General features: G+C 61.0%; 23 protein-coding genes. 5 read left to right on the forward strand and 18 right to left on the reverse strand.

Annotation, left to right across the window (positions count from 1 at the left end):
• Positions 1–12 precede the first annotated feature (12 nt).
• From coxB to B9Z34_RS04840, 3 genes are all read right to left on the reverse strand, one after another.
• Entirely contained in the window at positions 13–1,185 is a 1,173-nt protein-coding gene (gene coxB, locus B9Z34_RS04830) for a cytochrome c oxidase subunit II (RefSeq protein ID WP_108426981.1), read from the reverse strand.
• A gap of 77 nt (positions 1,186–1,262) precedes the next feature.
• Positions 1,263–1,739 carry a DUF2244 domain-containing protein gene (locus tag B9Z34_RS04835; RefSeq protein ID WP_108426982.1) on the reverse strand — a complete coding sequence of 159 codons (477 nt, stop codon included), beginning with the start codon at positions 1,737–1,739 and terminating at the stop codon, positions 1,263–1,265.
• Positions 1,740–1,833: 94 nt separating this feature from the next.
• Positions 1,834–2,748 carry a biotin synthase gene (locus B9Z34_RS04840; protein ID WP_108426983.1) on the reverse strand — a complete coding sequence of 305 codons (915 nt, stop codon included), beginning with the start codon at positions 2,746–2,748 and terminating at the stop codon, positions 1,834–1,836.
• 86 nt (positions 2,749–2,834) lie between these two features.
• On the opposite strand from B9Z34_RS04840, the gene B9Z34_RS04845 reads away from it, so the two are divergent.
• Positions 2,835–3,581, forward strand: a complete 747-nt coding sequence (locus B9Z34_RS04845) for a ComF family protein (RefSeq protein WP_108426984.1) — start codon at positions 2,835–2,837, stop codon at positions 3,579–3,581.
• A gap of 22 nt (positions 3,582–3,603) precedes the next feature.
• Positions 3,604–4,101 (forward strand): tRNA (uridine(34)/cytosine(34)/5-carboxymethylaminomethyluridine(34)-2'-O)-methyltransferase TrmL, encoded by a 498-nt coding sequence (gene trmL / locus B9Z34_RS04850; protein WP_108426985.1) that lies wholly within the window; start codon positions 3,604–3,606, stop codon positions 4,099–4,101.
• On the opposite strand, the gene B9Z34_RS04855 is transcribed toward trmL, so the two are convergent.
• Positions 4,092–4,547: a MaoC family dehydratase gene (locus tag B9Z34_RS04855; RefSeq protein ID WP_108426986.1), complete on the reverse strand. Its 456-nt coding sequence runs from the start codon at positions 4,545–4,547 to the stop codon at positions 4,092–4,094. The two genes, trmL and B9Z34_RS04855, sit on opposite strands and share 10 nt — an antisense overlap.
• Before the next feature lie 96 nt (positions 4,548–4,643).
• Between B9Z34_RS04855 and B9Z34_RS04860 the strand changes: the two genes are divergently transcribed.
• A complete protein-coding gene (locus B9Z34_RS04860) occupies positions 4,644–6,635 on the forward strand; it encodes a site-specific recombinase (RefSeq protein WP_108426987.1) in 1,992 nt (663 codons plus the stop codon).
• On the opposite strand, the gene B9Z34_RS04865 is transcribed toward B9Z34_RS04860, so the two are convergent.
• Positions 6,624–7,235 (reverse strand): hypothetical protein, encoded by a 612-nt coding sequence (locus B9Z34_RS04865; RefSeq protein WP_108426988.1) that lies wholly within the window; start codon positions 7,233–7,235, stop codon positions 6,624–6,626. The two genes, B9Z34_RS04860 and B9Z34_RS04865, sit on opposite strands and share 12 nt — an antisense overlap.
• 106 nt (positions 7,236–7,341) lie before the next feature.
• Between B9Z34_RS04865 and B9Z34_RS04870 the strand changes: the two genes are divergently transcribed.
• Positions 7,342–10,050, forward strand: coding sequence for a cation-translocating P-type ATPase (locus tag B9Z34_RS04870; RefSeq protein ID WP_108427155.1), 2,709 nt, complete (start codon positions 7,342–7,344; stop codon positions 10,048–10,050).
• A 19-nt stretch (positions 10,051–10,069) separates the two neighbouring features.
• On the opposite strand, the gene B9Z34_RS04875 is transcribed toward B9Z34_RS04870, so the two are convergent.
• The 13 genes from B9Z34_RS04875 to B9Z34_RS04935 form a co-directional block, all read right to left on the reverse strand.
• Positions 10,070–11,416 (reverse strand): ATP-binding protein, encoded by a 1,347-nt coding sequence (locus tag B9Z34_RS04875; protein ID WP_108426989.1) that lies wholly within the window; start codon positions 11,414–11,416, stop codon positions 10,070–10,072.
• Positions 11,413–12,081, reverse strand: a complete 669-nt coding sequence (locus B9Z34_RS04880) for a winged helix-turn-helix domain-containing protein (RefSeq protein WP_108426990.1) — start codon at positions 12,079–12,081, stop codon at positions 11,413–11,415. The genes B9Z34_RS04875 and B9Z34_RS04880 overlap by 4 nt, the downstream gene beginning before the upstream one ends.
• A 29-nt stretch (positions 12,082–12,110) precedes the next feature.
• Positions 12,111–12,884, reverse strand: a complete 774-nt coding sequence (locus tag B9Z34_RS04885; RefSeq protein WP_233249415.1) for a cytochrome b/b6 domain-containing protein — start codon at positions 12,882–12,884, stop codon at positions 12,111–12,113.
• 58 nt (positions 12,885–12,942) lie between these two features.
• The gene (locus B9Z34_RS04890; RefSeq protein ID WP_108426992.1) at positions 12,943–13,428 is read right to left on the reverse strand and encodes a diheme cytochrome c; all 486 of its coding nucleotides are present in this window, start codon (positions 13,426–13,428) and stop codon (positions 12,943–12,945) included.
• The gene (locus tag B9Z34_RS04895; protein WP_369907577.1) at positions 13,425–13,832 is read right to left on the reverse strand and encodes a DUF1924 domain-containing protein; all 408 of its coding nucleotides are present in this window, start codon (positions 13,830–13,832) and stop codon (positions 13,425–13,427) included. The genes B9Z34_RS04890 and B9Z34_RS04895 overlap by 4 nt, the downstream gene beginning before the upstream one ends.
• 131 nt (positions 13,833–13,963) lie before the next feature.
• Positions 13,964–15,298: a phosphate regulon sensor histidine kinase PhoR gene (gene phoR, locus B9Z34_RS04900; protein WP_108426994.1), complete on the reverse strand. Its 1,335-nt coding sequence runs from the start codon at positions 15,296–15,298 to the stop codon at positions 13,964–13,966.
• A 3-nt stretch (positions 15,299–15,301) separates the two neighbouring features.
• The gene (gene phoB / locus B9Z34_RS04905; protein ID WP_108426995.1) at positions 15,302–15,997 is read right to left on the reverse strand and encodes a phosphate regulon transcriptional regulator PhoB; all 696 of its coding nucleotides are present in this window, start codon (positions 15,995–15,997) and stop codon (positions 15,302–15,304) included.
• Positions 15,994–16,692 carry a phosphate signaling complex protein PhoU gene (gene phoU / locus B9Z34_RS04910; RefSeq protein ID WP_108426996.1) on the reverse strand — a complete coding sequence of 233 codons (699 nt, stop codon included), beginning with the start codon at positions 16,690–16,692 and terminating at the stop codon, positions 15,994–15,996. Before phoU ends, phoB begins: the two co-directional genes overlap by 4 nt.
• Before the next feature lie 13 nt (positions 16,693–16,705).
• Positions 16,706–17,485, reverse strand: a complete 780-nt coding sequence (pstB, locus tag B9Z34_RS04915) for a phosphate ABC transporter ATP-binding protein PstB (RefSeq protein ID WP_108426997.1) — start codon at positions 17,483–17,485, stop codon at positions 16,706–16,708.
• A gap of 19 nt (positions 17,486–17,504) precedes the next feature.
• Complete coding sequence (gene pstA / locus B9Z34_RS04920) at positions 17,505–18,353, reverse strand: phosphate ABC transporter permease PstA (RefSeq protein ID WP_108426998.1); 849 nt, start codon at positions 18,351–18,353, stop codon at positions 17,505–17,507.
• A gap of 13 nt (positions 18,354–18,366) precedes the next feature.
• Entirely contained in the window at positions 18,367–19,344 is a 978-nt protein-coding gene (gene pstC / locus B9Z34_RS04925; protein ID WP_369907585.1) for a phosphate ABC transporter permease subunit PstC, read from the reverse strand.
• Positions 19,345–19,465: 121 nt separating this feature from the next.
• The gene (gene pstS / locus B9Z34_RS04930) at positions 19,466–20,485 is read right to left on the reverse strand and encodes a phosphate ABC transporter substrate-binding protein PstS (protein ID WP_108427000.1); all 1,020 of its coding nucleotides are present in this window, start codon (positions 20,483–20,485) and stop codon (positions 19,466–19,468) included.
• Positions 20,486–20,878: 393 nt separating this feature from the next.
• On the reverse strand, positions 20,879–23,104 hold the full coding sequence (locus B9Z34_RS04935; RefSeq protein WP_108427001.1) for a PhoX family phosphatase: 2,226 nt from the start codon (positions 23,102–23,104) through the stop codon (positions 20,879–20,881).
• 179 nt (positions 23,105–23,283) lie between these two features.
• Here B9Z34_RS04935 and B9Z34_RS04940 point away from each other — a divergent pair, with 179 nt between their 5' ends.
• A complete protein-coding gene (locus tag B9Z34_RS04940; RefSeq protein ID WP_108427002.1) occupies positions 23,284–24,327 on the forward strand; it encodes an ArsJ-associated glyceraldehyde-3-phosphate dehydrogenase in 1,044 nt (347 codons plus the stop codon).

A 24,327-nucleotide genomic window follows, 5' to 3' on the forward strand; every position in this document is an offset into this window, starting at 1 on the left:
ATACGGTACGGCTTATTTGCGAGCGGCCAGAACTTCAGCCGGTTGCACGATTTGACCGGTCTTGTTGGACCAGTTGTTCTTGGTGTACGTGATCACAGCGGCAATCTCGGTGTCCGACAACTGCTTCCAGGCAGGCATGGCACCGTTGTTCTGGCCGTTGAGCAAAATCGCAATTTGCTTGGATTTGTCAGCGTCCAGCACCACGGCAGAACCGTCGATGGCCTTGATGGCACCCGCACCTTTGCCGTTGGCTTGGTGGCAAGCAGCGCAATTGGCGGCATACACTTTTTCACCACGCTTGGACAAGTCGTCCAGTGCCCACACTTTGGCTGGATCGTCAGCTTTGGCCGCTTGCTTTTTCTTCTCGGTGTCAACCCAGGCCGCGTAATCGGCAGCAGACAATACTTTCACATGGATGGGCATGTAAGCGTGTTCCTTGCCGCACAGTTCCTGGCACTGGCCGTAGAAATCACCGGTCTTCTCGGCACGGAACCAGGTGTCGCGCACGAAACCGGGAATCGCGTCTTGCTTGATGCCGAAAGCAGGCACGGCAAAAGCATGGATCACGTCGTTGGCGGTGGTGATCACGCGCACTTTCTGACCCACAGGCACCACCAAGGGGTTGTCCACTTTCAACAGGTAGTTGTCGCCTTCTGGCTTGCCCGCGTCAGACATGGCACGCTGGGTGGAGTCCAGGGTGGAGATGTAGCTCAGGCCTTCGCCCTGGCCCTTGATGTAGTCATAGCCCCATTTCCACTGGTAGCCCGTGACCTTCACGGTCAGGTCGGCGTTGGTGGTGTCTTTCTGGGCCACCAGCACTTTGGTGGCGGGCAAGGCCATCAGGATCACGATCAGGAAAGGCACAGCCGTCCAGACGACCTCCACGGTGATGGACTCGGTGAAGGTCGCAGGTTTGTGACCCACCGACTTGCGGTGCTTCCAGATGGAATAGAACATGACCGCAAACACGGCAATGAAGATCACCGTGCAGATGATCAACATCATCCAGTGCAGCCAGTGCTGCTCTTCCGCGATTTTGGTCGCTGCAGGTGCGAAGTTGAGCTGGTTGACCGCAGGGCCGCCCGGCAAATCATTGACGGCATGGGCTGCCGTAGCCACCCAAGCGCCTGCAAAAATGCCCGCGCGGGATAGCAGCGAAGCCAATTGGTTGGAAATATTCTTCATGGTTCTCACTAACTTCCAAGACTCTGTTGAACTCACACCTTTGGCAAACCAGGCCCAGCCCTGTCTACCGCCAGGCATCACGCGGAACGCAATGCCCTTCTGATTTCTCGCGCCAAAACCTGACGCAGCTCGGGGCGCACAAAGCGCCCCACCTCGATCGAGCGACCCTGGCCTGACAACTCGATCAGGCTGTGGTCACCGGATTTGGGCTCAACCCTCACCCATTGACGCGCAAACTCAGCACGCTCACGGCGTCCGGCAGACTCTTTCTCCACCACCAGGCTGGTGCCCTGCAATGAAATCCATTCGCCATCGGTCGCATGCCGGGCGTAGGCCAAAAAAGCCAAGCCCACCAGCGCGATTTCAAGCCCAGCGAAAGCCAGAACCAAAGTGGCCCCCTGCATCCAGAAGAACACCCCAATGCCCAGCGACAAGGCACACAAGGACAGGTAAAGCCAACCCAGCTGGGCGGGCGTCACCGAGCAATTGCGCCGAAGCTGCCATTGAATGGCCGGTCCGGACTCTTGTGCAAACTGGTAAGTTGGATTTGACACGCGTCAACTTTCAATAACCTAACATGCTGGCGGCACGCAATCTGGCCAAAACCGGGCGGATTTTACCCGAGTTAACTCGGGGTTTTGATTCAACTCAAACTTTGTCGGATATCCGGCTGCCACTGCGCAGCATTTGACGCATCTGATCCAAGCCGATTTCGGTTTGGGCACTCACAGCGGCTCGTGGCTGGGGTTTCAGCGCATGGCCATACACGATCTCGAAACTGAGCGACAAACGCCCGCCCTCTTCAGGTCTGGCCAGTGCCATCAGCACCTGATCCAGCTGCGCTCGCCAGCGACGCCCTCGCAGACCTGCAAAACGCTGGACGTGCAAATTTCGGCCCCAGGCACGCAAATCGGCCAGCAGGCGCTCAGGCGTTTCATAAGTCAGGGTGATCCGCTCCATGTCCATGACCGGTTCGGCAAAACCAGCCTCCACCAGCATGTCACCCCAGTCGTGCATGTCGGTGAATTCATGGGCAGGTGCGGGCCAGCCCTGACGGGCATAGGCCTCGCGCAATTCCCTCAAGCTGTCAGGCCCCAAACAAGAAAACATCAAAAAGCCATCCACAGCCAGGGTGTTGTGCCAAATTTTCAGAATTTGTTGAGGTTGGGCACAGGTGTGCAGCAGCATGTTGGCCCACAGCATCTGGGCCTGGCCTGCTGGCGGCAAGCCCAGCGCGATGCGGGGCCCAAGCCAACGCTCGGCCTGCCACCAACGGGCCTGCGCCACCTCTCGCGCGGTCATGGCCTCAGCTGGCTGTTCGCTGGTCAACCAGACTTCGGCTTTCGGGTAACGCTTTTGCAAAGCCCGCTGCGCCTGCAGCCCACCGCGCCAAGGCTCCCAATGGACCCAGCGCTCGGGCTGCAACTTGATGAAATCCAGCCGCTCCTGCATGCGAGAAGCCACTTCTTCGTGCAGCCAAGGCGAAGCCTTGCCCACCGGATGCACCGACCAGCGGGCAGCGGCAACAGGGTCCAGCGAGGGGGGGCGTTCAGGTGCAGACATGGCCAAGGCTCAAAAGATGAGGTCCTGCTTCAGGCCAACGACAGGTTCGCCTTGTGGTCAGGGGGTGGCGGCAGTATATTGATTTCATGTGGCCCAAATGGTTTCAAGGGATAGGCTCAAAGTTCAGGTCGCCGCACCTCGACCCTGTTTGGGGCTGGCTGCCCAGCCGCTGCGCCATTTGCCAAAGCTGGCCCCAGTCACCGCTGTGCGAAGCCTGCATCAGCCGCTTTGCCCAGCCACAACACCGCTGCTCGGGCTGCGCCCTGCCCTTGCCCCACCCCAGCGAGCGCTGCGGCGCCTGCATCCAAACCCCGCCGCCACTGGACCGGTGTCTGGCAGCCACCGCCTATGCCTGGCCCTGGGTGGACCTGATCGCCCGCTACAAGTTTCAGCAGCAACCTGGCTGGGCCGGACCTTTGGCCACCCTGATGTTGAGCACCCCCTGGGCCGAAGACACGCTGGACGCGGCCGACTGGGTCCTGCCGATTCCGCTGTCGGCCCAGCGCCTGGCCGAGCGCGGTTACAACCAGTCCTGGCTGCTGGCACGCCAGCTCAGCCCCTACAAAGCCGACGCCCAATTGCTGCTGCGCACCCGCGACACGCCTTCGCAGCGCACCCTGCCCCGTGCGCAGCGGCTGGCCAATCTGGTGGGCGCTTTCGCGGTAGAGCCCTTGCGGGCCGCACAACTGCGCGGCAAAAAAGTGCTGCTGATCGACGACGTCATGACCAGCGGCGCCTCCCTGCACACCGCAGCCCGGGTGCTGCGCGAAGCCGGGGCTGCGCAGGTCAGCGCCCTGGTGCTGGCACGCACCGAAGCAGGCAGCGACGTCTGAAGGCCAAGGCACAATACCGGCCATGTTCCATATCGTCCTGGTTGAGCCCGAAATCCCGCCGAACACCGGCAACGTCATCCGCCTGGCGGCCAACACCGGCTGCACACTGCACCTGATCGAGCCGCTGGGCTTTTCGATGGACGACAAGCACATGCGCCGTGCGGGTCTGGACTACCACGAGTACGCCGACTTGCGCCGCCACGCCGACTGGGCCAGTTTTCTGGCACACGAACAACCCGACCCCGAGCGCATGTTTGCCCTGACCACACGCGGCAGCCGCGCTGCGCACGGCGTGGCTTTTGCACCCGGCGACTGGCTGGTCTTTGGCTCGGAAACCCGGGGCCTGTCACCCGAGCTGCGTGAACAGTTCGGCCCAGCCCAGCGCATCAAACTGCCCATGCGCGAGGGCCAGCGCAGCCTGAACCTGTCGAACGCGGTGGCGGTGACCGTGTTCGAAGCCTGGCGGCAAAACGGCTTTGCCGGGGCCAGCCCGGCACCGGGCCTGCCGACTCAGGCGTAAATGCGCACCAGCGACTCGGCCGCACACACTGGTTTGTCGCTGCCTTCGCGCTCCACCGTCACATTCCACTGCAGCTGCAAGCCATTGCCTTCAATGGGCGTGGCCGAGTACAAATGCAGGTGCGCGCGCAAACGGCTGCCCACCGGCACCGGCGCCATGAAACGCACCTTGTTCAGGCCATAGTTGACCCCCATGCGGGCCGACGAAACCACAATGGTTTTGTCAAAGAACTGCGACAACAGGGACAAGGTCAGGAAGCCGTGCGCAATGGGCGCGCCAAATGGGCCCTGCTTGGCCCGCTCCACATCGACGTGGATCCACTGGTGATCACCCGTGGCTTCGGCAAACTGCTTGACCTGTTGCTGGGTGATGGTCACCCACTCGGTCGCGGCCACATCCTGGCCCACGCAAGCGGCCAGATCGGCCAATGTTTGAAATGTTTTCATTCGGTTACTTTATTCACCTTGCAAAACCCGGGCTGTCGACGAAGAGACACCACTTTGCGGTATGGTGAAAAACGACAACCACAACCCCTTTACCGCATGCCCTCTCCACCGACCCTGCTGAGCCTGACACAACAACTGATGCAACTGCCCCACAGGGTCGACCGTCACCTGTGGCTCAACGATGTGGTCCAGTGGGTGCGTGGTGACCGGCAATCGCCCGGGGAAGCGGCGGCCCGGCTGGGCCTGCTGGTCGACGCTTTGCTGGCCCGCCCCGACTTGACGGCCGCCTGGCAAAGCTGGTGGTGGGCGTTTCTGGACGACACCGATCCCACGCCTTTGCTGGCCGACTTGGGTTTTGCACCGCGCACGGCGTTCATCAGCGACATGGGCCAGCGCCTGCGCATGAAGCTGTTGCCCGCCACCCCCGATACAGGCGATCTGGGTTCACTGTTCCTGTTTCTGCAGCCAGAACCTTTTGATGTGCAATGGCTGCAAGCCCTGGACGAGCACACGCTGGGCGGTTTGACGCGGCTGATGCTGCCCCAGGCCCCTGCGCAAGCCCCGCCGGCATTGCAAGAGAATCTGATGGACGCGCTGACCTATTGCGTGGGCCAGATCAATGCCACCGGCCACTCGGCCGAAATCCGCACCCGCATGAGCAGCCGGGACGAGAACACCCGGCCGTTTCACGATCTGCCCATGGCGCTGGAGGTGTTTCGCCAGGCCTTGCAGCAACACGGCCCGCACAGTCAAGCCTGCCAAACGGCCGCACAAGCCCTCAAGCTGCAACTGGACCATTGCAGGCATGCGGCCTACACCGTGTATGCCCATCTGCAGGAACACGGCATTTCGGTGGGCATCGTGTTCCGGCTGCGGCAGTTGCGGCATCTGGTGATCCGCTGCAAATACCTGATGGAAGCCTTGCTCACGCACGAACCCATCCCGGCCATGCTGGCTTTGCTGGCGCACCTGGCGCAGGTCTGCCACGACAGCCGCAGCATCCGCAGCCTGTGGGCAGCCAACAGCCACATGCTGGCCGAAAAAGTGGCGCAGCGCAGCGCTGAAAACGGTGAGCACTACATCACCCGCAACGCTGTGGAATACCGACGCATGCTGGGCAAGGCCCTGGGCGGTGGCGCGGTCATCGGCCTGACCACCTGGGCCAAATTCGCGATCGTGGGTCTGGCCCTCTCCCCTTTCTGGGCAGGGCTGGCCGCAGGCACCAACTATGCGGCGTCGTTTGTGCTGGTCATGCTGCTGCACTGGACCGTGGCCACAAAACAACCGGCCGTGACAGCGCCTGCCATGGCCGCCAAACTCAAATCCATCGACAACGACGAGGGCGTGCAAGGCTTTGTGGACGAGGTGGCTCACCTGTTCCGGTCCCAGATTGCGGCCATTTTGGGCAACCTGCTGGCTGTGGTGCCGATGGTGTTGCTGATTTGCCTGGCGCTGTCCCAACTCGGACTGGCCCCCATGGCCAACGAGGCCGAAGCCCGGTATGTGTTGTCCTCGGTCAGTTTGCTGGGCCCCACAGCCTTGTTCGCCGCCTTCACAGGCGTGCTGCTGTTTGTCTCCAGCATCGTCGCAGGCTGGGTGGAAAACGCTTTTGTGCTGCACCAGCTGGGCTCGGCTTTGCGCTACCACCCGCGTCTGCGCCGCTGGATCGGGGTGCAGCGGGCAGAGCGCTTGGGTCTGTATCTGCAAAGCCATGTTTCAGGCCTGGCCGCCAACATCTCGCTGGGCTTGATGCTCGGGCTGGTGCCGGTCATTGCCCAATTTTTTGGACTGGGTCTGGACGTCCGGCACGTGACCCTCTCGGCCGGTCAAATCGCTGCGGCAGCGTTCACGCTGGGCCTGCCCGCGCTCGGCACACCGGCCTTCAGCTGGGCCTTGGCGGGTTTGCTGGTGATCGGGCCGCTCAACCTGGGCGTGAGTTTTTACCTGGCCTTCCGCGTGGCCTTGACCTCACAAAGTGTGAGCATGGCCAACCGGGGGCGCATCCGCCAAGCCATCGTGCAACGCATCCGCACACAACCGATGTCGTTCCTCAGGCCACCCGCAACTGCTGCGGCATCAGAGGTCTGAGTTCGAAGCGTCCGTGCGCATCTGCATCAGTTCGGCCCGCAAACGGGCCAATTCGGCGCGGTAGTTTTCAGCGTCGCCGTAATCGGCAAAGCCATGGTAGTGCGCATGCGTTTGCATCATGCGGCGTGCGTGCTTGATCGGGCACCAGTATTTTTCGGTCAATCCCACCACCTCACGGCCATAGGCCATCAAGCCATTGCCATACGAGCAGTAGGCGCAGTTGATTTTTTCCAGCCAGTTCAAATAGGCCAAGTGTGTGCGATCGTACACAAAATAATCCGAGCGCTTGACGCGGGGAATGCCGCACAGAGGAAAGCACACCCATTGGTAGAGCGTGACAAACGCGTCAAGCAGCAGCATGGGCAAGAGCACCGGGTAAATGAAGGGCACACACAACACATGCCGCCACTCGGCCGTGAGCACATAACCGAGCAAGCCCTCCTTGAAGCGCTTTTGCTGCGCCAGCACCTCTTTTTCAAAGCGCACCTTGTGTTCTTCAAAATCGGCTTGCCGCTGTTGTCGGCGGCTTTTGGCTTCTTGCTCAATGGCCGCTTCCAGCTGCTGAATGCGGTCCAGAAATTCCTGAATTTTGGGGTTCATGGGGCCTCCTTGGGCGAACGCAGATGGACAAAGGGCGAGGCCATCGGCTTCACTTGACTTGCGTCAAAACGCGCCCGTATGAGCACCCGCAAACTGAGCGATGACCATGGCAATCGATCATCCACCCGATCACCTTAACACCGCACCAGGCTTGACCACAGCCCAAGCCCAAGTGCGGCTGGCCGCGGATGGCCCGAACGAAGTGGCGCAGGGCACGCGTCGCTCCGTTTGGCGACGCCTGGCCGACATGCTGCGCCAACCCATGTTCGCCTTGCTGGTCGCGGCAGCCCTGCTCTACATGCTGCTGGGCGACCTGACCGAAGGTCTGACGCTGTCGGTCTTTGTCTTGGCCGTGCTGGTGCTCAGCTTTTACCAGGAGGGGAAATCCGAAGCCGCCATCGAGGCCCTGCGCCAGCTCACACAAGCGCAGGCCCGCGTGCTGCGGGACGGTCAAACACAGCTGATCCCCGCCAGCGACGTCGTGGCAGGCGACTGCTTGCTGCTGTCAGAAGGCGACCGGGTGGCCGCAGACGGCTGGTTGCTGCAGGCCAGCAACCTGCAAATGGACGAATCCCTGTTGACGGGCGAATCGGTGGCTGTGGACAAAAGCCCGCTGGAGCCACAGCCAGGCGGCACTGGGTCGCCAATGCCCAAGCCGCCACCCCAGGCCTGCGTGCATGGCGGCACGTTTGTTGTGCGCGGCAGCGGCCAGGTGCGGGTCACGGCCACCGGCATGCGCAGCCAGATCGGACAAATTGGTCTGTCATTGGGCCAGGTACAAGAAGCCGACACCCCCTTGCAACAACAGACCGCCCGATTGGTCAAGGTGCTGGCCAGTCTGGTGGCGGTGCTGTGCGTGGTGATGGTGCTGACCCTGGTATGGCGCACCGGTCAATGGGTGCCCGCCTTGCTGTCGGGCATCGCGCTGGCCATGGCCATCCTGCCCGAAGAGTATTCCGTGGTCCTCACACTGTTTCCGGCCATGGGTGCGCGTCGCCTGACGCGTGAAGGCGTGCTCACCCGCCACATCAACGCCATCGAAACCCTGGGGGCCATCAGCGTTTTGTGCACCGACAAAACCGGGACCCTGACGCAAAACCGCATGACCGTGACCGCACTGGCCGTGCCCCGGGTGGCTGGCAGCTCAGAACCTGGCGAGGTGCTGCAATGGCACACACCCACACTGGGCCATGCGTCGTCCACGCCGGCCCCAGCCGCTGCAACACTCTCAGCGGCTTTTCACCCCTTGATCGAGCACGCCATTTTGGCCAGTGCCCCTACACCTTTCGACCCGATGGAGAGTGCCTTCCATGCGATGGGCAAAGACCATCTGAGCGAGGCCGATCGGACTTTTGGCGAGGGCCAGCTGGTGCAAACCTACGCCCTCAGCCCCAGCCTCAAAGCCATGTCGCATGTCTGGCAGTTCGACCCGGATGACCCACATGTGGTTTCGGTCAAAGGGGCCCCCGAAGCCGTCATGGACCTGTGCCACCTGAGCCCGGGTGCACGCGCGCACTGGCTGGCCCGCGTGGCAGACATGGCCGCACAGGGCTTGCGCGTGCTCGCGGTGGCACACAGCCGGTTTGAAGGCCAAAGCTACCCCGACACCCTACACGACTTTGACTTTGAATGGCTGGGGCTGATCGGACTGACCGACCCCTTGCGCCCCGAAATCCCTCAGGCCATGGCCGACTGCCAATCGGCCGGCATTCAGGTCATTGTGATCACGGGCGACTTCCCTGCCACAGCGCGCGAAATCGCCCGGCAAGCCGGACTGCCCGAGGGTGAAACCCTGACCGGTGATGTCCTGGAAGGCCTGGATGACGCCGCTTTGCGCGAGCGGCTGCGCCACGTCACCGTCTGTGCGCGCATCTCGCCGCACCAGAAGCTGCGCATTGTGCAGGCGCTGCAGGCCCAGGGTCAGGTGGTGGCCATGACGGGCGATGGCGTGAACGACGCCCCGGCCCTGAAGGCCTCCCACGTGGGCATCGCCATGGGCGCACGGGGCACCGACGTCGCCCGCGAAGCCGCCGACCTGGTGCTGGTGGACGACAACTTCGCCTCGATCGTTCGGGGCATCCGTTTGGGCCGCCGCATTTTTGGCAACCTGCAAAAGTCGATGCAGTACATTTTTGCGATCCACATTCCGATCGCAGGCATGGCCTTGGTGCCCATGCTGATGGGCTGGCCTGCACTGATGCTGCCCTTGCATGTGGCTTTGCTGGAGCTGGTGATCGACCCGGCCTGTTCGCTGGCCTTCGAGAACGAGCCCGCTCCGGCCAACGTGATGCGGCAAGCACCCCGCGATACCCGCACGGCCCTGTTTGGCGCTCGGACCATCGGCCTGGCCTTGGGACAAGGACTGGCCGTGCTGGCCTGTGTGGCCCTGGCGTACGCCATTGCCAAGCTCTGGCCTGGCGCAGGTGAGGGGTTCCGGTCCATACCGTGGACACCTGTGCTGGATGCGATGGCTTTGACTGTGGAATTGAGCGAAGCGCAAATCCGCGCCATGCTGTTCATCACACTGATCACTGGCAATGCCGCCTTGATCCTGTCCAACCGTGCAGGCGGTGGTCAGTTCTGGCGCAGCTTGCGCACCCCCAACGCCGTGGCCTACGGGGTGATCGCCCTGGCCGGTTTATTTCTGGTTTTGGCCATCCATTGGCCCTGGCTCTCAGGTCCGCTTCAGTTTGAGCCCCCGCCGCTATGGCCGTGGCTCATCGCGGTTGCTTCAGGTGTGCTCAGCGGTATCGGCGTCTCGGTTTTGCACTGGGCCATGAGCGCAAGGCCAAGCCCACCCCAGGGCCGTGGCTGAAGCTGAGCGCACAAGCCGCTCAGTTGTGCGCTGGCACGGCAGGCCAGCGCACGACGACGCTCAACCCACCCAAGTCTGGACTGTGCCCCAACGTCACCTGCAAGCGGTAGCGCTGGGCCAAGCGCCGAACAATCGACCACCCCAAACCACTGCCATCCGCGCCATTGCCGGGGACCCGAAAGAAACGGTCCCCCAATCGGTCCAGATCGGCAGGACTCAAACCCGGGCCACTGTCTTCGACACTAAGGCATGGGGTTGGTGATGCTTCCCAACGGACACGGATCTGTGCACCCACCGGGCTGTAGCGCTGGGCGTTGTCCACCAGATTGCCCACCAGCACCCCCACCAGACCCGGCGGCATGGGCACATGCAAGGAAGCAGGCGCGTCAAGACTCAAGACTTGCTGTTTGGCCCGTGCCTGCGGACCCAGGTCCGCCAACAGGGCCCGGGTGTCGGCGACGGCATCGCTGACCACAGCGCCCTGCGCGGCGTCATCGGCATCGAGTCTGGCCAACTGCAAGAGCTGGGTCACCAGCCGTGTGGCACGGTCACACCCTCGCAACACGGCATCCAGGGCCATCTGGCGATCGCTGTCGGAATCGCTTCCACGCGCCACTTGTGCCTGCATGCGAATGGCCGCAATCGGTGTTCGCAACTCATGTGCAGCATCGGCCGTGAAACGGCGCTCGCCATCCATTTGCTGGGCCGTCTGCTCGAACCAACGGTTCAGGGCCTTGACCAGCGGCCGCACTTCGGCCGACACCTCTTCACTCAGAGGCTCGCGGGCATCGGCCTGGCGCTGCGAAACCGACTGGCTCAGCTGGCGAAGCGGCGCGAAGGACTTGAAAATCGCCCCCCAGATCAGCAAGGCCAAAACAGGCAAAGCCAGCAGCATGGGGACGATGGCCGACTTCAGGCCCGCTTTCAGGATGTCGTTGCGGGCCGATTGCAACTCGGCCACCATGACCTGAACATCGCGCTCGCGCCCGGGTGTGGCAAAGACACGCCAGGCTTGGTCACCGAGCCGCTGGTCGGAGATGCCGGTTTGGTCCCAAGGTGCCAACGGCGACACAGGGGCCTCGGCCGAACGAAAGACCAGCTTTTTTTCATGCCAGACCTGAAAGGCGACCCGGGGCTGGTACTTGTGCAGCACCGGTGCGGTGGTGAAGTCGTCGTCGTGCTCATCGCTGGTCTGCACCGCGAGCACCGCTGCGGTTTGCGCCAGATGGGCGTCCAGCAACTCGTTGAGCTCGTGCTCGGTTTTGAGCCATGTCATGACCAGCACCAAAGTCCAGACCAGCCCGGTGACCACCAACAGGCTAAGCGTCAGCCGCCATTGAAGCGAAGAAGGTCGCCAGACTTTCATGCCTTGACTTGCTGGGGCAGCATGTACCCCACGCCTCGCAGGGTTTCGATCACGTCCGCATGCAGCTTCTTGCGCAAGTTGTAAATGTGAACCTCGACCGTGTTGCTGCTCACCTCGGTGCCCCACTGGTACAGGTGCTGTTCGATCTGTCCACGGGTCAGCACACGGCCCGCGTGCAGCATGAAAATGTGCAGCACCTCGTACTCACGCGAGGACAATTCGACCGCCCGCTCGCCCAACCATACCTGGCGCGAGGCCGGGTCCAGGCGCAAAACCCCGGCCTCCAGAATGGGCTCTGCGACGCCATGGGCACGGCGCACCAGTGCCCGCAGGCGTGCGGCCAGCTCCATCAAATCCACCGGTTTGACCAGGTAGTCATCGGCACCGGCATCCAGTCCGGCGATGCGGTCGGGCACGCCGTCCCGCGCCGTCAAAATCAACACCGGGGTGGTGACTTTTTGGCGGCGCACCGCCGCCAGGCACTGCATGCCATCCTGGCGAGGCAAGCCCAGGTCGAGCACGCAGGCTTCGTACACACCGGCCAACAGCTCACGCTCAGCCGCCACGCCGTCGCGGACCCAGTCCACCCAAAAGCCTTGTTGCTGCAAACCGGCTTTCAGGCCGGAGCCCAGCAACTCGTCATCTTCCGCCAATAAAACGCGCATGTGTCCAGCCTGAATGGGGGTCTGAAAAATCAATCGTCATCGTCATGATCGTCGCTCTGCATCGATTGTGCCTTGCCAGGTGCAGGGTGCAACCAGGCGGCCACACCCTCGCCCTGTCCCTGAGGTGAGGCCTGCCACTGCCACACCCAGAACGACACAACCGCAGCGAGCAACACAATAGCCCACCACCTCTGGTTGGATCGGATCAAATCGGGCCCGGCACCTTCCACACGCCCGGTCAACATGGGCGCGGCCAGATTACGTCGACGCAGCAGGCTGAGGACCACCACTCCGGCGATGTGCGCCAGCACGGCCACCAACATGAAGTTGCCGAAAAACTCGTGCACTTCTTCCATCCACTCACCCGTCCACTCTTGGTAGGTGACGTAGCCTGAAAACACCACCGGGGCAATGGCCAGCAACACCGCCACAACCGTCAAGGCCATGTACAGGTTTTGACCCTGACGCCATGAGGCCTGCACGCCACCAAGCCCATTAGCAAGCCCATGACCAAGCCCCTGCAGCCAGGCACCCAAGCCGCGCAACTTGCCCAGCAGCGCAGACAGTCGCGCATGGCGCGGCCCCAGCAAACCCCAAACCACACGCACCAGCAACAAACCGCCCAGCGTGTAGCCCAGGGTCACGTGCACCAACCTGAAAATTTCGCTCTCGGCCGTGATGTAGGCCCCCAAAAAACTCATCGCCAACAAAGCGTGCAGCGTACGCGTGAACGCATCCACCGTGCGACGGGTCGGCATGGGTGCCTCAGTGCGGGCGGCGGTACCGAGAGAAGCATGGGTCATCATTTCAAATTCCTTGTGTTCAAACCCCCGCCGTTTGCACGGCCGGTTGGGGCCCAGTTCAACGGGGGATTCGCACCTGGTGTTCGTCAAACTGGCCTTGCTCGGCCTGGGTGTGGCAGGCACTGCACTGGGCCGCACTCTGGATGCTGGCGCGTTGCCAGACGGCGGGCGCGATTTCGCGGTGCTTGCGCGCAAACCAGGCAGAACGCGTGATGCGGTCTTGTGGCGGCTCTTCGCGCACGCGCTTGTAGGTACCAGCATGGGCCAAGAGCCATGCAGACACTTGCTGCACCTGGGCCGGCTCTAGAGAGGCGTCACTGCCGTAATGCCGGTCCAGCCCACCCATGATGCGACGCCACGACGCCGCAGGCAACAAGCCCGGCGGGTAGGCCGTGTGGCAAGCCGCACACTCCTGCTTGTAAACAGACGGCACCTGCGCGGGCATCAGCGGTCCATCGGCCATGGCCGGCGCAGTCAGGCCAAGACACAACGCGCCGTACCACGCGCACAAAGCCGTCAATTTGGAAAGCGTCAGCCCGCTCATTTCAGACCCGCCAGATAAGCCAGCACATCGGCTTTTTCAGCGGGTGTGCATTCACGCGACAAGACGTCCTTGCAATTGCGCTTGAACCACTTGTCGACCTTGGCGCTGTCGGTCAAACGTTCGGCATTGAAGGCTGGAGCCAAAGCAGCGATCTTTTTACCGGTGGCCGCATGCTTGGCTTCGCGGGTCGGTGGCTGTCCATGGCAGGACGCACACGACCACTCGCCGCCATGGCGCTGCTGAAAGAAGGCCTGACCTTTGGCCGCATCGCCCGCTTGCCCTGCGGCTTGCTGCCAGCGCTGCAGTTCCGACTCGGGCGTGGCCGCCAGCGCATGTGCGCCTGAGCCCCAGGCCAAGAAGGCAAGCGCCCAGGTAATCAGGCAGCTCCATTTTTTGAAGTTCAACACGGCATCGACCTTTCATCCCGTCTCAAACTCGAGATTAAAGGTCTTACCTGAAGCGACTCTTAAGCCATACCGCTGGGGCACCCCTGCGCGACAAACCCATACGGCCTGCCAAACGGCGATGCCCGCCGTCAATCCTTCAAAGGCACCACCCGACTGGCCGGGAAAGTCAGCATGAACTTGGAGCCTTTGCCCACCTGGCTTTCAATGCGCAACTCACCCCCATGGCGTTGCACCACATGCTTGGCAATGGCCAAGCCCAAACCTGTGCCACCCGTCTCGCGTGAGCGGCTGCGGTCGACCCTGTAAAAGCGCTCAGAAAGTCGCGGCAAATGTTCAGGGGCAATGCCCGGACCGGTATCGGTCACGGAAAATGTCGCGCCCTCGGGGGTCCTGATCCAGGATGCATGGACCGTGCCGCCCGCAGGGGTGTAGCGCACGGCATTGCTGACCAAATTCGAGATCGCACTGAACAACTCGGAGCGCACACCCAGCAAGGCCCAATCCGCCTGGGTGTCAAAATTCAGCACATGGACGGGACCACGCTCGTCCCCCTCTTGACCCGAGAGAACCGCCGACAAAGCCGCCGCATCGGCGGCAACTTGCGTCATCAACTCTGGCAAAGGCACCTGCTCGTGGTTACCTGGCGGCGAGCTGCCTTCCAGTTGTGACAGGGTCAACAAATCCGCCACCAGGCTTTGCATGCGCGCGGCCTGCACCGACATCAGATGCAAGTAATTCAGGCGCTCTTGCTCATTCAGAGGAATGGTTTGCAGCGTTTCCACAAATCCACTCAACACGGTCAAGGGCGTGCGAATTTCGTGCGACACATTGGCCACAAAATCGCGGCGCATGGCATCGGCCAAGGTCACCGAGGTGATGTCCCGACTGAGCAACAAAAGCTGCGCCTCACCATAGGCATGCAGCTGAACTGAGAGCTTCGGTGCTTGAATCAGCGAGTTGGACCGACCATCGATGATGACTTCTGCATCGTGCTGGCCTTGCGCAAAATACTTGGAAAAGACCGGATCACGCAACAGATGAACAATGTGCTGTTTGACATCGCGCTTGGGGTCCAGTCCAAGGTGGTTGCTGGCCGTGGTATTGCACCATTCAATGCGGCCCTCGGCGTCAAGCAAGGTCACGCCGTTGGGAGAAGCCTGAATGGCCTGGAGAAAATACTGCAGGCGCTGTTCGCTGGTGAGCAACAGTTTGTCGTTCTGACGCAATTGACGCTGGATGCGCTGCGCAATTTCTGCCCACACACCCTTCCAGGGCAATTCAGTGCGCCAATCGGGCTGAGACAACCACAGCTCCAGCCGCCGGATTTTCCAAATTTGTTGAAGCAGAATCCACAGCAACAAGGCGCATGCCGCGAGTGCCGCCCAAAGCGGCCCACCCCAGAACCAGGCAGGCGCTGCCGCCAGCAGCACCAGCATCAGGATTTCAAGAACAGGAACCCACATCGCTCACGCTGCAGGTGCAGCAGTCAAGCGGTAGCCTGCGCCCCGCACAGTCTCGATCATGCTACCGGCATCGCCCAGCGATTCGCGCAGACGCTTGACGTGCACATCCACGGTACGCTCTTCGATGTAGACATGATCGCCCCAGACCTTGTCGAGCAGCATGCCCCGGGTGTGTACCCGCTCTGGGTGCCGCATCATGTATTGCAGCAATTTGAACTCTGTCGGCCCGACCTTCAGGGGCTTGTCCTGCCAGCTCACCCGGTAGGTGTCGGCATCGAGTTGCAGATCGCCAATCTTCACGGCACCACCTGCAGACTCGGGCACACGCCGACGCAAGACCGCACGGATGCGCGCCAGCAATTCACGCGGTGAAAACGGCTTGACGATGTAATCGTCCGCACCCGCGTCCAGGCCGGCCACGCGATCAGCCTCATCACCACGGGCTGTGAGCATGAGGATGGGCACGGTCTTTGTTCTTGCAGACGCTCTCCAGCGGCGCGCCAGGGTCAGTCCGCTTTCGCCGGGCAGCATCCAATCGAGCAAGATGACATCCGGCAGGATCTCATCGAGCTCACGTTGCGCCGATTCCGCGTCCATCGCCCAGACTGGCTGGAAACCGTTGTGTCGCAAATTCACCGAAATCAATTCGGCAATCGACGCTTCATCCTCGACGATCAGAATTCTCGGCAAGCTTCTCATTGGACCGCTTTTTCGATGTCCGTCAGGGCCGTGTGGCGCACGTCGGCACCCTTGACCACGTAGATCACAAACTCGGCGATGTTTTTGGCATGGTCGCCGATGCGCTCAATGGCCTTGGCCACAAACAGCAAGTCCAAGCTGGCCGAAATGGTGCGCGGGTCTTCCATCATGTAAGTGACCAGCTTGCGCACAAAACCGTTGAACTCCGCGTCGATCAGGTCGTCCTCTTTCAGGATGACCAAAGCCGTGTTCACATCCAGCCGTGCAAACGCATCCAGGGCCTTGCGCAACAGCCCGGAGGCCAGGTCGGACGCCACGCGCAATTCCGACGATGGCAAATTGCGGGGGCTGCCCTGCTCCAGGATCAGTTTGACCATGCGGGCAATGCGCTCGGCCTCATCGCCGGCACGCTCCAGATTGGCCGTGATTTTGGAGATCGCCATCAGCAAGCGCAAATCGCGTGCCGTGGGCTGGCGACGGGCAATGATGGAAGCCAGTTCGGCGTCGATCTCGACCTCCAAGCTGTTGACTTGTTTTTCGGTGGCAATGACCTGGTTGGCCACTTCCAGACTGAACTGGGCCAAGGCATAGACCGCGTGGCGGGTCTGCGACTCCACCAGGCCACCCAGCTCCAGAACGCGGGAAGAGACGCTGGTCAGGTCCGCATCGAACTGACTTGAAATGTGTTTTTCCATGGTGTGCTCCTGATCAGCCGAAACGGCCAGTGATGTAGTCTTCGGTCTCTTGGCGGGCGGGCTTCATGAAGATCTGCTCGGTCTGCCCGAATTCGACCAACTCGCCCAGGTACATGTAAGCCGTGAAGTCGGACACACGGGCCGCTTGCTGCATGTTGTGCGTGACGATGGCCACGGTGTAGTCCTTCTTCAACTCACTGACCAGCTCTTCGACCTTGGCAGTCGAGATCGGATCGAGCGCCGAGGTGGGCTCGTCCAGCAAAATGACCTTGGGCTTGACCGCCACGGTGCGTGCGATGCATAGGCGCTGCTGCTGGCCACCGGACAGCGACAAACCGCTTTGGCCGAGCTTGTCCTTCACCTCGTTCCAGATGGCCGCCTTGGTCAAGGCCCACTCGACGCGCTCGTCCATGTCGGCACGGCTGAGGTTTTCATACAAGCGAATGCCGAAAGCGATGTTGTCGTAGATCGACATCGGGAACGGTGTCGGTTTCTGGAACACCATGCCCACCTGGGCACGCAGCAAGTTCAAATCCTGTTTGGGGTCCAGAATGTTCTGGCCATAAAAGTTGATCTGACCCTCAGCGCGCTGACCAGGGTACAGGCTGTACATGCGGTTGAGCGTGCGCAGCAGCGTGGACTTGCCGCAACCCGAAGGCCCGATGAAGGCGGTTACCTTGTGCTCGGCGATGTTGAGGTTGACGTTTTTCAGGCCCTTGAAGGTGCCATAGAAAAAGCTGAGGTCGCGGATTTCAATGGCATTTTTGAGTGGCACAGAAGCGGTATTGGGCATAGGAAACCTTGTCTTTCAATCAGGCTTTGACTTTTTCGCGGAAGAACACGCGGGCCAAAATGTTCAGGACCAGCACCGTCAGGGTGATCAGCAGTGCGCCACCCCAGGCCAGTCGGACCCAGTTGTCATAGGGGCTCATGGCGAACTGGAAAATCACCACAGGCAAGTTTGCCATGGGCGAGTTCATGTCCCACGAGAAGAACTGGTTGTTCAAGGCGGTGAACAACAGCGGTGCGGTTTCACCGCTGATGCGGGCCAGCGCCAGCAGCAAACCGGTCATCACGCCTGCTTTGGCGGCACGCAAAGTCACGAAGGTCGCGACTTTCCAGCGCGGTGCGCCGAGTGCAAAAGCGGCTTCACGCAGACTGCCTGGCACCAGGCGCAGCATATTTTCGGTGGTGCGCACCACCACCGGAATGGCAATGAGCGCCAGCGCCAGCGAGCCCGCCCAACCCGAAAAGTGCTTCACCTGCGCCACCAGAATGGCGTACACAAACAGGCCCAGCACAATGGAGGGCGCGGACAGCATGATGTCGGTGACAAAACGGGTCAACTCGGCGGTCTTGCTTTCGTCCCCGTATTCGGCCAGGTACACGCCCGCAAAAATGCCAATGGGCGTGCTGACCAGGGCGGTGACCAGCACCATCATGACACTGCCCACGATGGCATTGGCCAAGCCGCCGCCCTCGGAGCCGGGGGCTGGCGTGGATTCGGTGAACATGGCCCAGTTGATGGCCGAGATGCCGTTCTTGAACAGCACAAACAAAATCCACAAGAGCACAAACAGGCCCAGGGCCATGGCCAGCATCGACAAGGTCAGGCCGATCTGGTTGACGCGCTTGCGGCGTGCGTAAATGGTCAGATTCATGGTGTCAGGCCTTTCAGGTCTTGGTGCCTTTGGCTTTTTCGGCCCGGATGATCATGATCTTGGCCAAGGCCAACACCACAAATGTGATCACGAACAACAAAAAGCCCAGCGCAAACAGGGTGGTAAGGTGGAAGTCATCGGCTTCGCCAAACTCATTGGCCAGCGTCGAAGCGATCGACGTGCCTGGCGAAAACAGCGAAGCGCTGATGCGCTGCGAATTGCCGATCACAAAGGTCACGGCCATGGTCTCGCCCAGAGCCCGGCCCAGGCCCAGCATGATGCCGCCAATCACGCCTTTTTGGGTGTAGGGCAAAACGATGTTGCGCACCACTTCCCAGGTGGTGCAACCCAGGCCATAGGCCGACTCGCGCAGGATGGGCGGCACGATCTCGAACACATCGCGCATCACAGCGGCAATGAAGGGCAAGATCATGAAGGCCAAAATGATGCCGGCCGCCAAAATGCCAATGCCGTTCATGGCACCACCAAACAAACTGCCAATCAGGGGCATCTGACCCAAGGTGGACTGGAGTGCAGGCTGGCCATATTCGGCAAACAAAGGCGCAAAAATGAACAAGCCGAACATGCCGTAAATGATGGAAGGCACCGCCGCCAGCAACTCAATGGCCGTGCCCAATGGGCGGCGCAGGTAGGTCGGGCAGGTTTCGGTCAAAAACAGGGCAATGCCAAAAGACAAAGGCACGGCGATCACCAGTGCAATCAGCGCACTGACCACCGTACCAAAGATGGCAATCGCTGCACCGAACTCACCGTTGATGATGTCCCATTCGACGCGCCAGACAAAGCCGACACCGAACTTGGCAAACGAGGGCCAGGCATTGATCAGCAGCGAAATGATGATGCCCATCAAGGCACACAACACCAGGAGAGAAAAACCCATGGTGATCTTGTGGAAGAAAAAATCCTGCAAGCGTTGGCGCTTGACCACCGCCATCATGTTGGCTTGGGTCGCACTGTCCGCCACGGCCATCGGGTCCATATTGATTCCTTGAGACAAAGCAACGTGTTCACTTTCAACTTGCATACCCCGGCATCCTCCGATGGCGGGGCTGCATGGCAGGGTGTCGCCAGCGACACCCTTCAAAGGCTCATCAGTTCTTGATCTGTGTCCAGACACGTTCGCGGATTTGCTTGGTCAAAGCGTCAGGCAGGGGCACATAGTCCAGCTCGGCAGCCATGCCTTTGCCACTTTTGAAAGCCCAGTCAAAGAACTTGATGGCTTCTTTGGACAGGTTCTTGTCGCTCGGGTCCTTGTACATCAGGATGAACGAAGCAGTGCTCACAGGCCAGCTGGTGGCGCCTTTGGCGTTCACCATCGAGATGCCCATGCCGGGCACGCTGAACCAGTCGGCACCGGCCGCAGCAGCAGCGAATGTCAAATCGTCAGGGCTGACGTATTTGCCATCGGCGTTTTGCAACTGCAGGAAGTTCATGTTGTTTTTCTTGACGTAGGCGTATTCCACGTAGCCAATCGCACCCTTGACGCGGTTCACGTTGGCGGCCACGCCTTCGTTGCCCTTGCCACCCACCGACGAAGCGGCAGGCCATTTGACAGCAGCACCCTTACCCACAGTGTCGGCCCACTCTTTGCTCACAGCGGTCAGGTAATCGGTCCAGTTGAAGGTGGTGCCGGAACCATCAGCGCGGTGCACCACGGTGATGGCTTGATCAGGCAAAGACTTGCCGGGGTTCAAAGCGACAAACTTGGGATCGTTCCACTTGGTGATCTTGCCCATGAACATCTCGGCCATCACAGTACCGGTGATGCGCAACTCGCCGGGCTTGAAACCGTCCAGGTTCACCACAGGCACGGTGCCACCAATGATGGCCGGGAACTGCACCATGCCGTCCTTGTCCAGATCCGCACCGGGCACGGGTGCATCGGTAGCACCGAATGTCACGGTCTTGGCGCGGATCTGACGAATGCCACCAGAGGAGCCAATGGACTGGTAGTTCAAACCGGTGCCGGTTTCCTTTTTGTAGGCCTCAGCCCACTTGGCATAGATGGGGTACGGGAATGTAGCACCGGCGCCTGTGATGTCGGCAGCCCATGTGGTGGCAGCCACAACGCTCAGGCCCACAGCGGCCATGACGGATTTCAATTTCAACATGTCAACTCCTGGTTCAGGGTGATAAAAATTCTGCTCTTCAAAAGGTGCGCAAGATCGTTTCCTGCTCCCTTGTTTCAACTCTATCCGCCAATTGTGACAACTGCGTGTCAATTCGCCACTTGTTTTGGTGACGCGCCACGTGTCAATGCAACAAAGACTGGCCCCGATCAATCGGGCAACCGGCTTGAACACTGGGGTTTGAGGTGCTTTTGCAGTTAAAAGCACCCAAATGTTGCGTTTTCCTTCCGATTTCAACCTTTGGGCCTGTTCACCGCCATCGCTGCGGTGTGGCTCTCTTGGAGGGTCATGCAGCGCCTGAATTGAAAAGGCCACGCGCGGTGGCGTGGCCTTGGACTCACCCGACAAGCGGGCAGAGGTGATTTCCGCGCAGCATCACAAGCCAATCACGCCACCATCCTTGCGCGTGATGACGATGGTGGCCGAACGTGGGCGACCGGCCACGCCATAACCCTGATTACCTGGCCAGACGCTCTGTGGCGCTGCGCCTGAGGAAAGGGGCTTGGACAATTCGCCGGGGTGCTGGATGTTGACAAACAAGGTACGGCCATCTGGCGTTTCGGTGATGCCCGTCACTTCAGCACCGGCTGGGGCCACCAGGAAGCGGCGCAATTGGGCCTCACCCAAAGCGGCACCGAGGAAAGTTTCCTGCGTGCCGGTCTGCTCGACACCGCCCACCACCATCTTGTTTTTCACGGTGACTTTGCCACCGTCGCCCACCTGGCCGGGAATAGCGGCCAGCATCATGCAGTTGGTTTCGTCGGTGAAGGCCCCATCGTCGGTCTGGATCCAGCAAATGCCGGTGGCTTTGCTGAACCACAGGCCGTCGGGCGAAGAGAAAGAATTCTTGGCGGTCAGGCCCGACAAATTGGCATCACCCATATCCTCTTCGGCACCAAAGAGGAAAATGTCCCATGCAAAAGTTTTGGCGGTGGCCGTCTGCCCGGCCTCTTTGAAACGGATGATGTGCCCATTGGGGTTGCCTGCGATTTTCTTGCCGTCCATGTCCATGTAGGCGCGAGGGTTGGCGGCATCGGTTTTTCCAGGGGTGCGGTTGGCCGCGCTGTTGTTGGTCAACGCAAAATAAATTTCACCATTGCGGTGGTTGACAGCGCCCCACTCCGGGCGGTCCATCTTGGTCGCACCTACGGCATCGGCGGCATGGCGGGCATGGACCAACACATCCCCCTGGCTGGCGAATGGGTAGGCGCTGTGCTTGGCGATACGTGGGTCGGCGATGGTCAGCTCCAGCCATTCGCCCTGGCCCGAAGCATCAAAGCGGGCGGCATAGAGCTTGCCCTCGCTCAGGTACTTGTCGCCAGCGGCCATGCCACCACCCACGTCACGTGGGTCCCACACGGCAGTGGTCACAAATTTGTAGATGTATTCGTTGCGCGAGTCGCAGCCCATGTAAAACGCCAAAGGCTCGCCCGCCTTGGGCACACCGCAGACGGCCGCCTCATGGGCGAAACGGCCCATGGCCACGCGCTTGGCCGGTGTGGAGTTGGGAGCCAGGGGGTCGATCTCCACGTTGAAACCAAAGGTGTTGGCTTCGTTGCGGAAATCCTTTTCGGCATTCGCTCCCACGGCCGCGAGGTTCCAGCGGGCAAAGCGGTCATCGGTGGACGACACCGTATGCCAGCCCTGGCTGACTGACTTGGTCGAACCGGCAGCAGGCGCGGCAGCGGCCACACCGTAGCGCTTGCGCGAGGCCAACTCTTTCGCTGTCAAGGCTAAGCCTTCGCCAGTGGTCTGGAAGTAATAGGCCCAATTTTCTTCGCAGCCCAAATACGTGCCCCACGGCGTTTTGCCATGGCCGCAGTTGTTGAGTGTGCCGCGAGCCATGGCCCCGGCCGTGTCCCAGCGGGTCACCATCAGACTGCGAATCTGCTCGATCGAAGCGCGGGGGCCGCTGATACGCACAGGCGTTTGTGCGGTGATACGGCGGTTCAGGGGCGAATCTTGCTTGATTCGCCAGCCTTGCGGCGTTTTCACGATCTCGACCACAGAGACGCCGTGGTGGTTGATTTCCTTGAGCACTTCCAACTCAGGGCGGACGCCCAAATCCCAGTCGCCAAATTGGGTAAATTTCTTGCCGCTGACCTTGTTGGAAGTTTGGCCATTGGGGTGCATGAAGTGCGCATCGGCCGAGCTTTCGTGGTTCACGCACAGCACGGCGCGGCCCGTGTCCTTCTCGAAATAGCGGCCATTGGCGTCGATGTAATAAATGTCCATGCCATCGTGGTGATCGCCAATGCGGCGCGACCAGTCGTCCGACTCAAGGCCGCGGTTGGAATAGGCCGCCAAGGCCGAATCGAGCGCATCGCCAGTGGCGTGCAGCACGCTGTATTGGTAGCCCGGCGGCAAGATCACGTTGTCGAGCAGGCTTTTTTCCACAGCGGCAAAGCCCAAGGCTTTGGGCGCAGCAGGCGCACCTGTGGTCAAGCTGGCGCAGCCGGGCAGCATGGCCAGCCCTGCCAAACCCAAACCACCACGCAGCAAACCCCGGCGTGCGGGGTTTTGCAGGGACTGGCTCAGGACGTCCTGAAAGTGGGGGTTGTCAGAGGTGTTGCAAATCGGGTCAAGGTCGTGGTGAGACATGTGAAGCTCCTGGGGAAAAGTCCGATTGAAGGGCTTTCACGTGACAGTTTGATGGCGAAAATCTGAAGTTTGAATGACAGATCCTCGGCCGGCTGCCTCTGAAATCTTGTCATGAATGCGTCACAAATGCATGGCAAAGTACCGAAAATCACATTTCCAGAAGCATTGAAAGATCAGCCATGAAAATCGGTATCAACGGTATGGGCCGCATTGGCCGCTTGGCCTTGCGTGCAGCCATGGGTGCTGCCGAGCGCCCCTCGGACGACCCCCGCGCAGGCAACCGCCTGGAGGTGGTGCACGTCAACGAACTCAAAGGCGGCGCAGCCGCCACAGCGCATTTGCTCGCGTTTGACAGCGTACAGGGCAAATGGCGCGAGCGCATTGAAGACGAAAGTGACACCCAGATCCGCATCGGAGATCGCACCCTTGGCTTCTCGTCGCATGCCAATCCGGCCGACATCCCTTGGGGCGAGATGGGGGTGGATGTGGTGCTGGAATGCACGGGCAAGTTTTTGACCCCCGAAACGATTCAGGGCCACCTGGACCGGGGCGCCAAGCGCGTCATTGTGGCCGCGCCTGTCAAGGTGGGCGATGTGCTGAACATCGTGGTCGGCATCAACCACACTCTCTACAACCCGGCCAAGGACCGCATCGTCACGGCCGCATCGTGCACCACCAATTGCCTGGCCCCGGTGGTCAAAGTCGTGCACGAAGCCATTGGCATCCGCCACGGTCAGATCACCACCATCCACGACCCGACCAACACCAACCTGGTGGTGGACGCGCCGCACAAAGACCTGCGCCGCGCCCGCAGCGCCATGATGAGCCTGGCCCCCACCACCACGGGCAGCGCCACCGCCATTGCCTTGATCTACCCCGAACTCAAAGGCAAGCTCAACGGCCACGCGGTGCGTGCCCCGGTGCTCAACGCATCGCTGACCGACTGCGTGTTCGAGATGAAGCGCGAAACCAGCGCCGAAGAGGTCAACGCCTTGTTTGCTGCGGCGGCGCAAGGCCCATTGGCCGGCATCCTAGGTTATGAAACGCGCCCCTTGGTCAGCGTGGATTACGCCCGCGACACGCGCAGCGCGATCGTGGACGCGCTGTCTACCCTGGTGACCGACGGCACACTGCTCAAGGTCTACGCCTGGTACGACAACGAAATGGGCTATGCCTGCCGCATGGTGGACCTAGCTTGCCACATGAACGAAGTCGGCATCTGA

Source organism: Limnohabitans sp. Hippo3 (assembly GCF_003063665.1).
Classification (GTDB): domain Bacteria; phylum Pseudomonadota; class Gammaproteobacteria; order Burkholderiales; family Burkholderiaceae_C; genus Limnohabitans_A.

What these genes read in the sequence shown, in the direction of transcription:
- coxB (WP_108426981.1), bottom strand. Translation starts at nt 1,185, where the DNA reads ATGAAGAATATTTCCAACCAATTGGCTTCGCTGCTATCCCGCGCGGGC.
- B9Z34_RS04840 (WP_108426983.1), bottom strand. Translation starts at nt 2,748, where the DNA reads ATGTCTGCACCTGAACGCCCCCCCTCGCTGGACCCTGTTGCCGCTGCC.
- B9Z34_RS04845 (WP_108426984.1), top strand. Translation starts at nt 2,835, where the DNA reads ATGTGGCCCAAATGGTTTCAAGGGATAGGCTCAAAGTTCAGGTCGCCG.
- trmL (WP_108426985.1), top strand. Translation starts at nt 3,604, where the DNA reads ATGTTCCATATCGTCCTGGTTGAGCCCGAAATCCCGCCGAACACCGGC.
- B9Z34_RS04855 (WP_108426986.1), bottom strand. Translation starts at nt 4,547, where the DNA reads ATGAAAACATTTCAAACATTGGCCGATCTGGCCGCTTGCGTGGGCCAG.
- B9Z34_RS04860 (WP_108426987.1), top strand. Translation starts at nt 4,644, where the DNA reads ATGCCCTCTCCACCGACCCTGCTGAGCCTGACACAACAACTGATGCAA.
- B9Z34_RS04865 (WP_108426988.1), bottom strand. Translation starts at nt 7,235, where the DNA reads ATGAACCCCAAAATTCAGGAATTTCTGGACCGCATTCAGCAGCTGGAA.
- B9Z34_RS04870 (WP_108427155.1), top strand. Translation starts at nt 7,342, where the DNA reads ATGGCAATCGATCATCCACCCGATCACCTTAACACCGCACCAGGCTTG.
- B9Z34_RS04875 (WP_108426989.1), bottom strand. Translation starts at nt 11,416, where the DNA reads ATGAAAGTCTGGCGACCTTCTTCGCTTCAATGGCGGCTGACGCTTAGC.
- B9Z34_RS04880 (WP_108426990.1), bottom strand. Translation starts at nt 12,081, where the DNA reads ATGCGCGTTTTATTGGCGGAAGATGACGAGTTGCTGGGCTCCGGCCTG.
- B9Z34_RS04885 (WP_233249415.1), bottom strand. Translation starts at nt 12,884, where the DNA reads ATGACCCATGCTTCTCTCGGTACCGCCGCCCGCACTGAGGCACCCATG.
- B9Z34_RS04890 (WP_108426992.1), bottom strand. Translation starts at nt 13,428, where the DNA reads ATGAGCGGGCTGACGCTTTCCAAATTGACGGCTTTGTGCGCGTGGTAC.
- phoR (WP_108426994.1), bottom strand. Translation starts at nt 15,298, where the DNA reads ATGTGGGTTCCTGTTCTTGAAATCCTGATGCTGGTGCTGCTGGCGGCA.
- phoB (WP_108426995.1), bottom strand. Translation starts at nt 15,997, where the DNA reads ATGAGAAGCTTGCCGAGAATTCTGATCGTCGAGGATGAAGCGTCGATT.
- phoU (WP_108426996.1), bottom strand. Translation starts at nt 16,692, where the DNA reads ATGGAAAAACACATTTCAAGTCAGTTCGATGCGGACCTGACCAGCGTC.
- pstB (WP_108426997.1), bottom strand. Translation starts at nt 17,485, where the DNA reads ATGCCCAATACCGCTTCTGTGCCACTCAAAAATGCCATTGAAATCCGC.
- pstA (WP_108426998.1), bottom strand. Translation starts at nt 18,353, where the DNA reads ATGAATCTGACCATTTACGCACGCCGCAAGCGCGTCAACCAGATCGGC.
- pstC (WP_369907585.1), bottom strand. Translation starts at nt 19,344, where the DNA reads ATGGCCGTGGCGGACAGTGCGACCCAAGCCAACATGATGGCGGTGGTC.
- pstS (WP_108427000.1), bottom strand. Translation starts at nt 20,485, where the DNA reads ATGTTGAAATTGAAATCCGTCATGGCCGCTGTGGGCCTGAGCGTTGTG.
- B9Z34_RS04935 (WP_108427001.1), bottom strand. Translation starts at nt 23,104, where the DNA reads ATGTCTCACCACGACCTTGACCCGATTTGCAACACCTCTGACAACCCC.
- B9Z34_RS04940 (WP_108427002.1), top strand. Translation starts at nt 23,284, where the DNA reads ATGAAAATCGGTATCAACGGTATGGGCCGCATTGGCCGCTTGGCCTTG.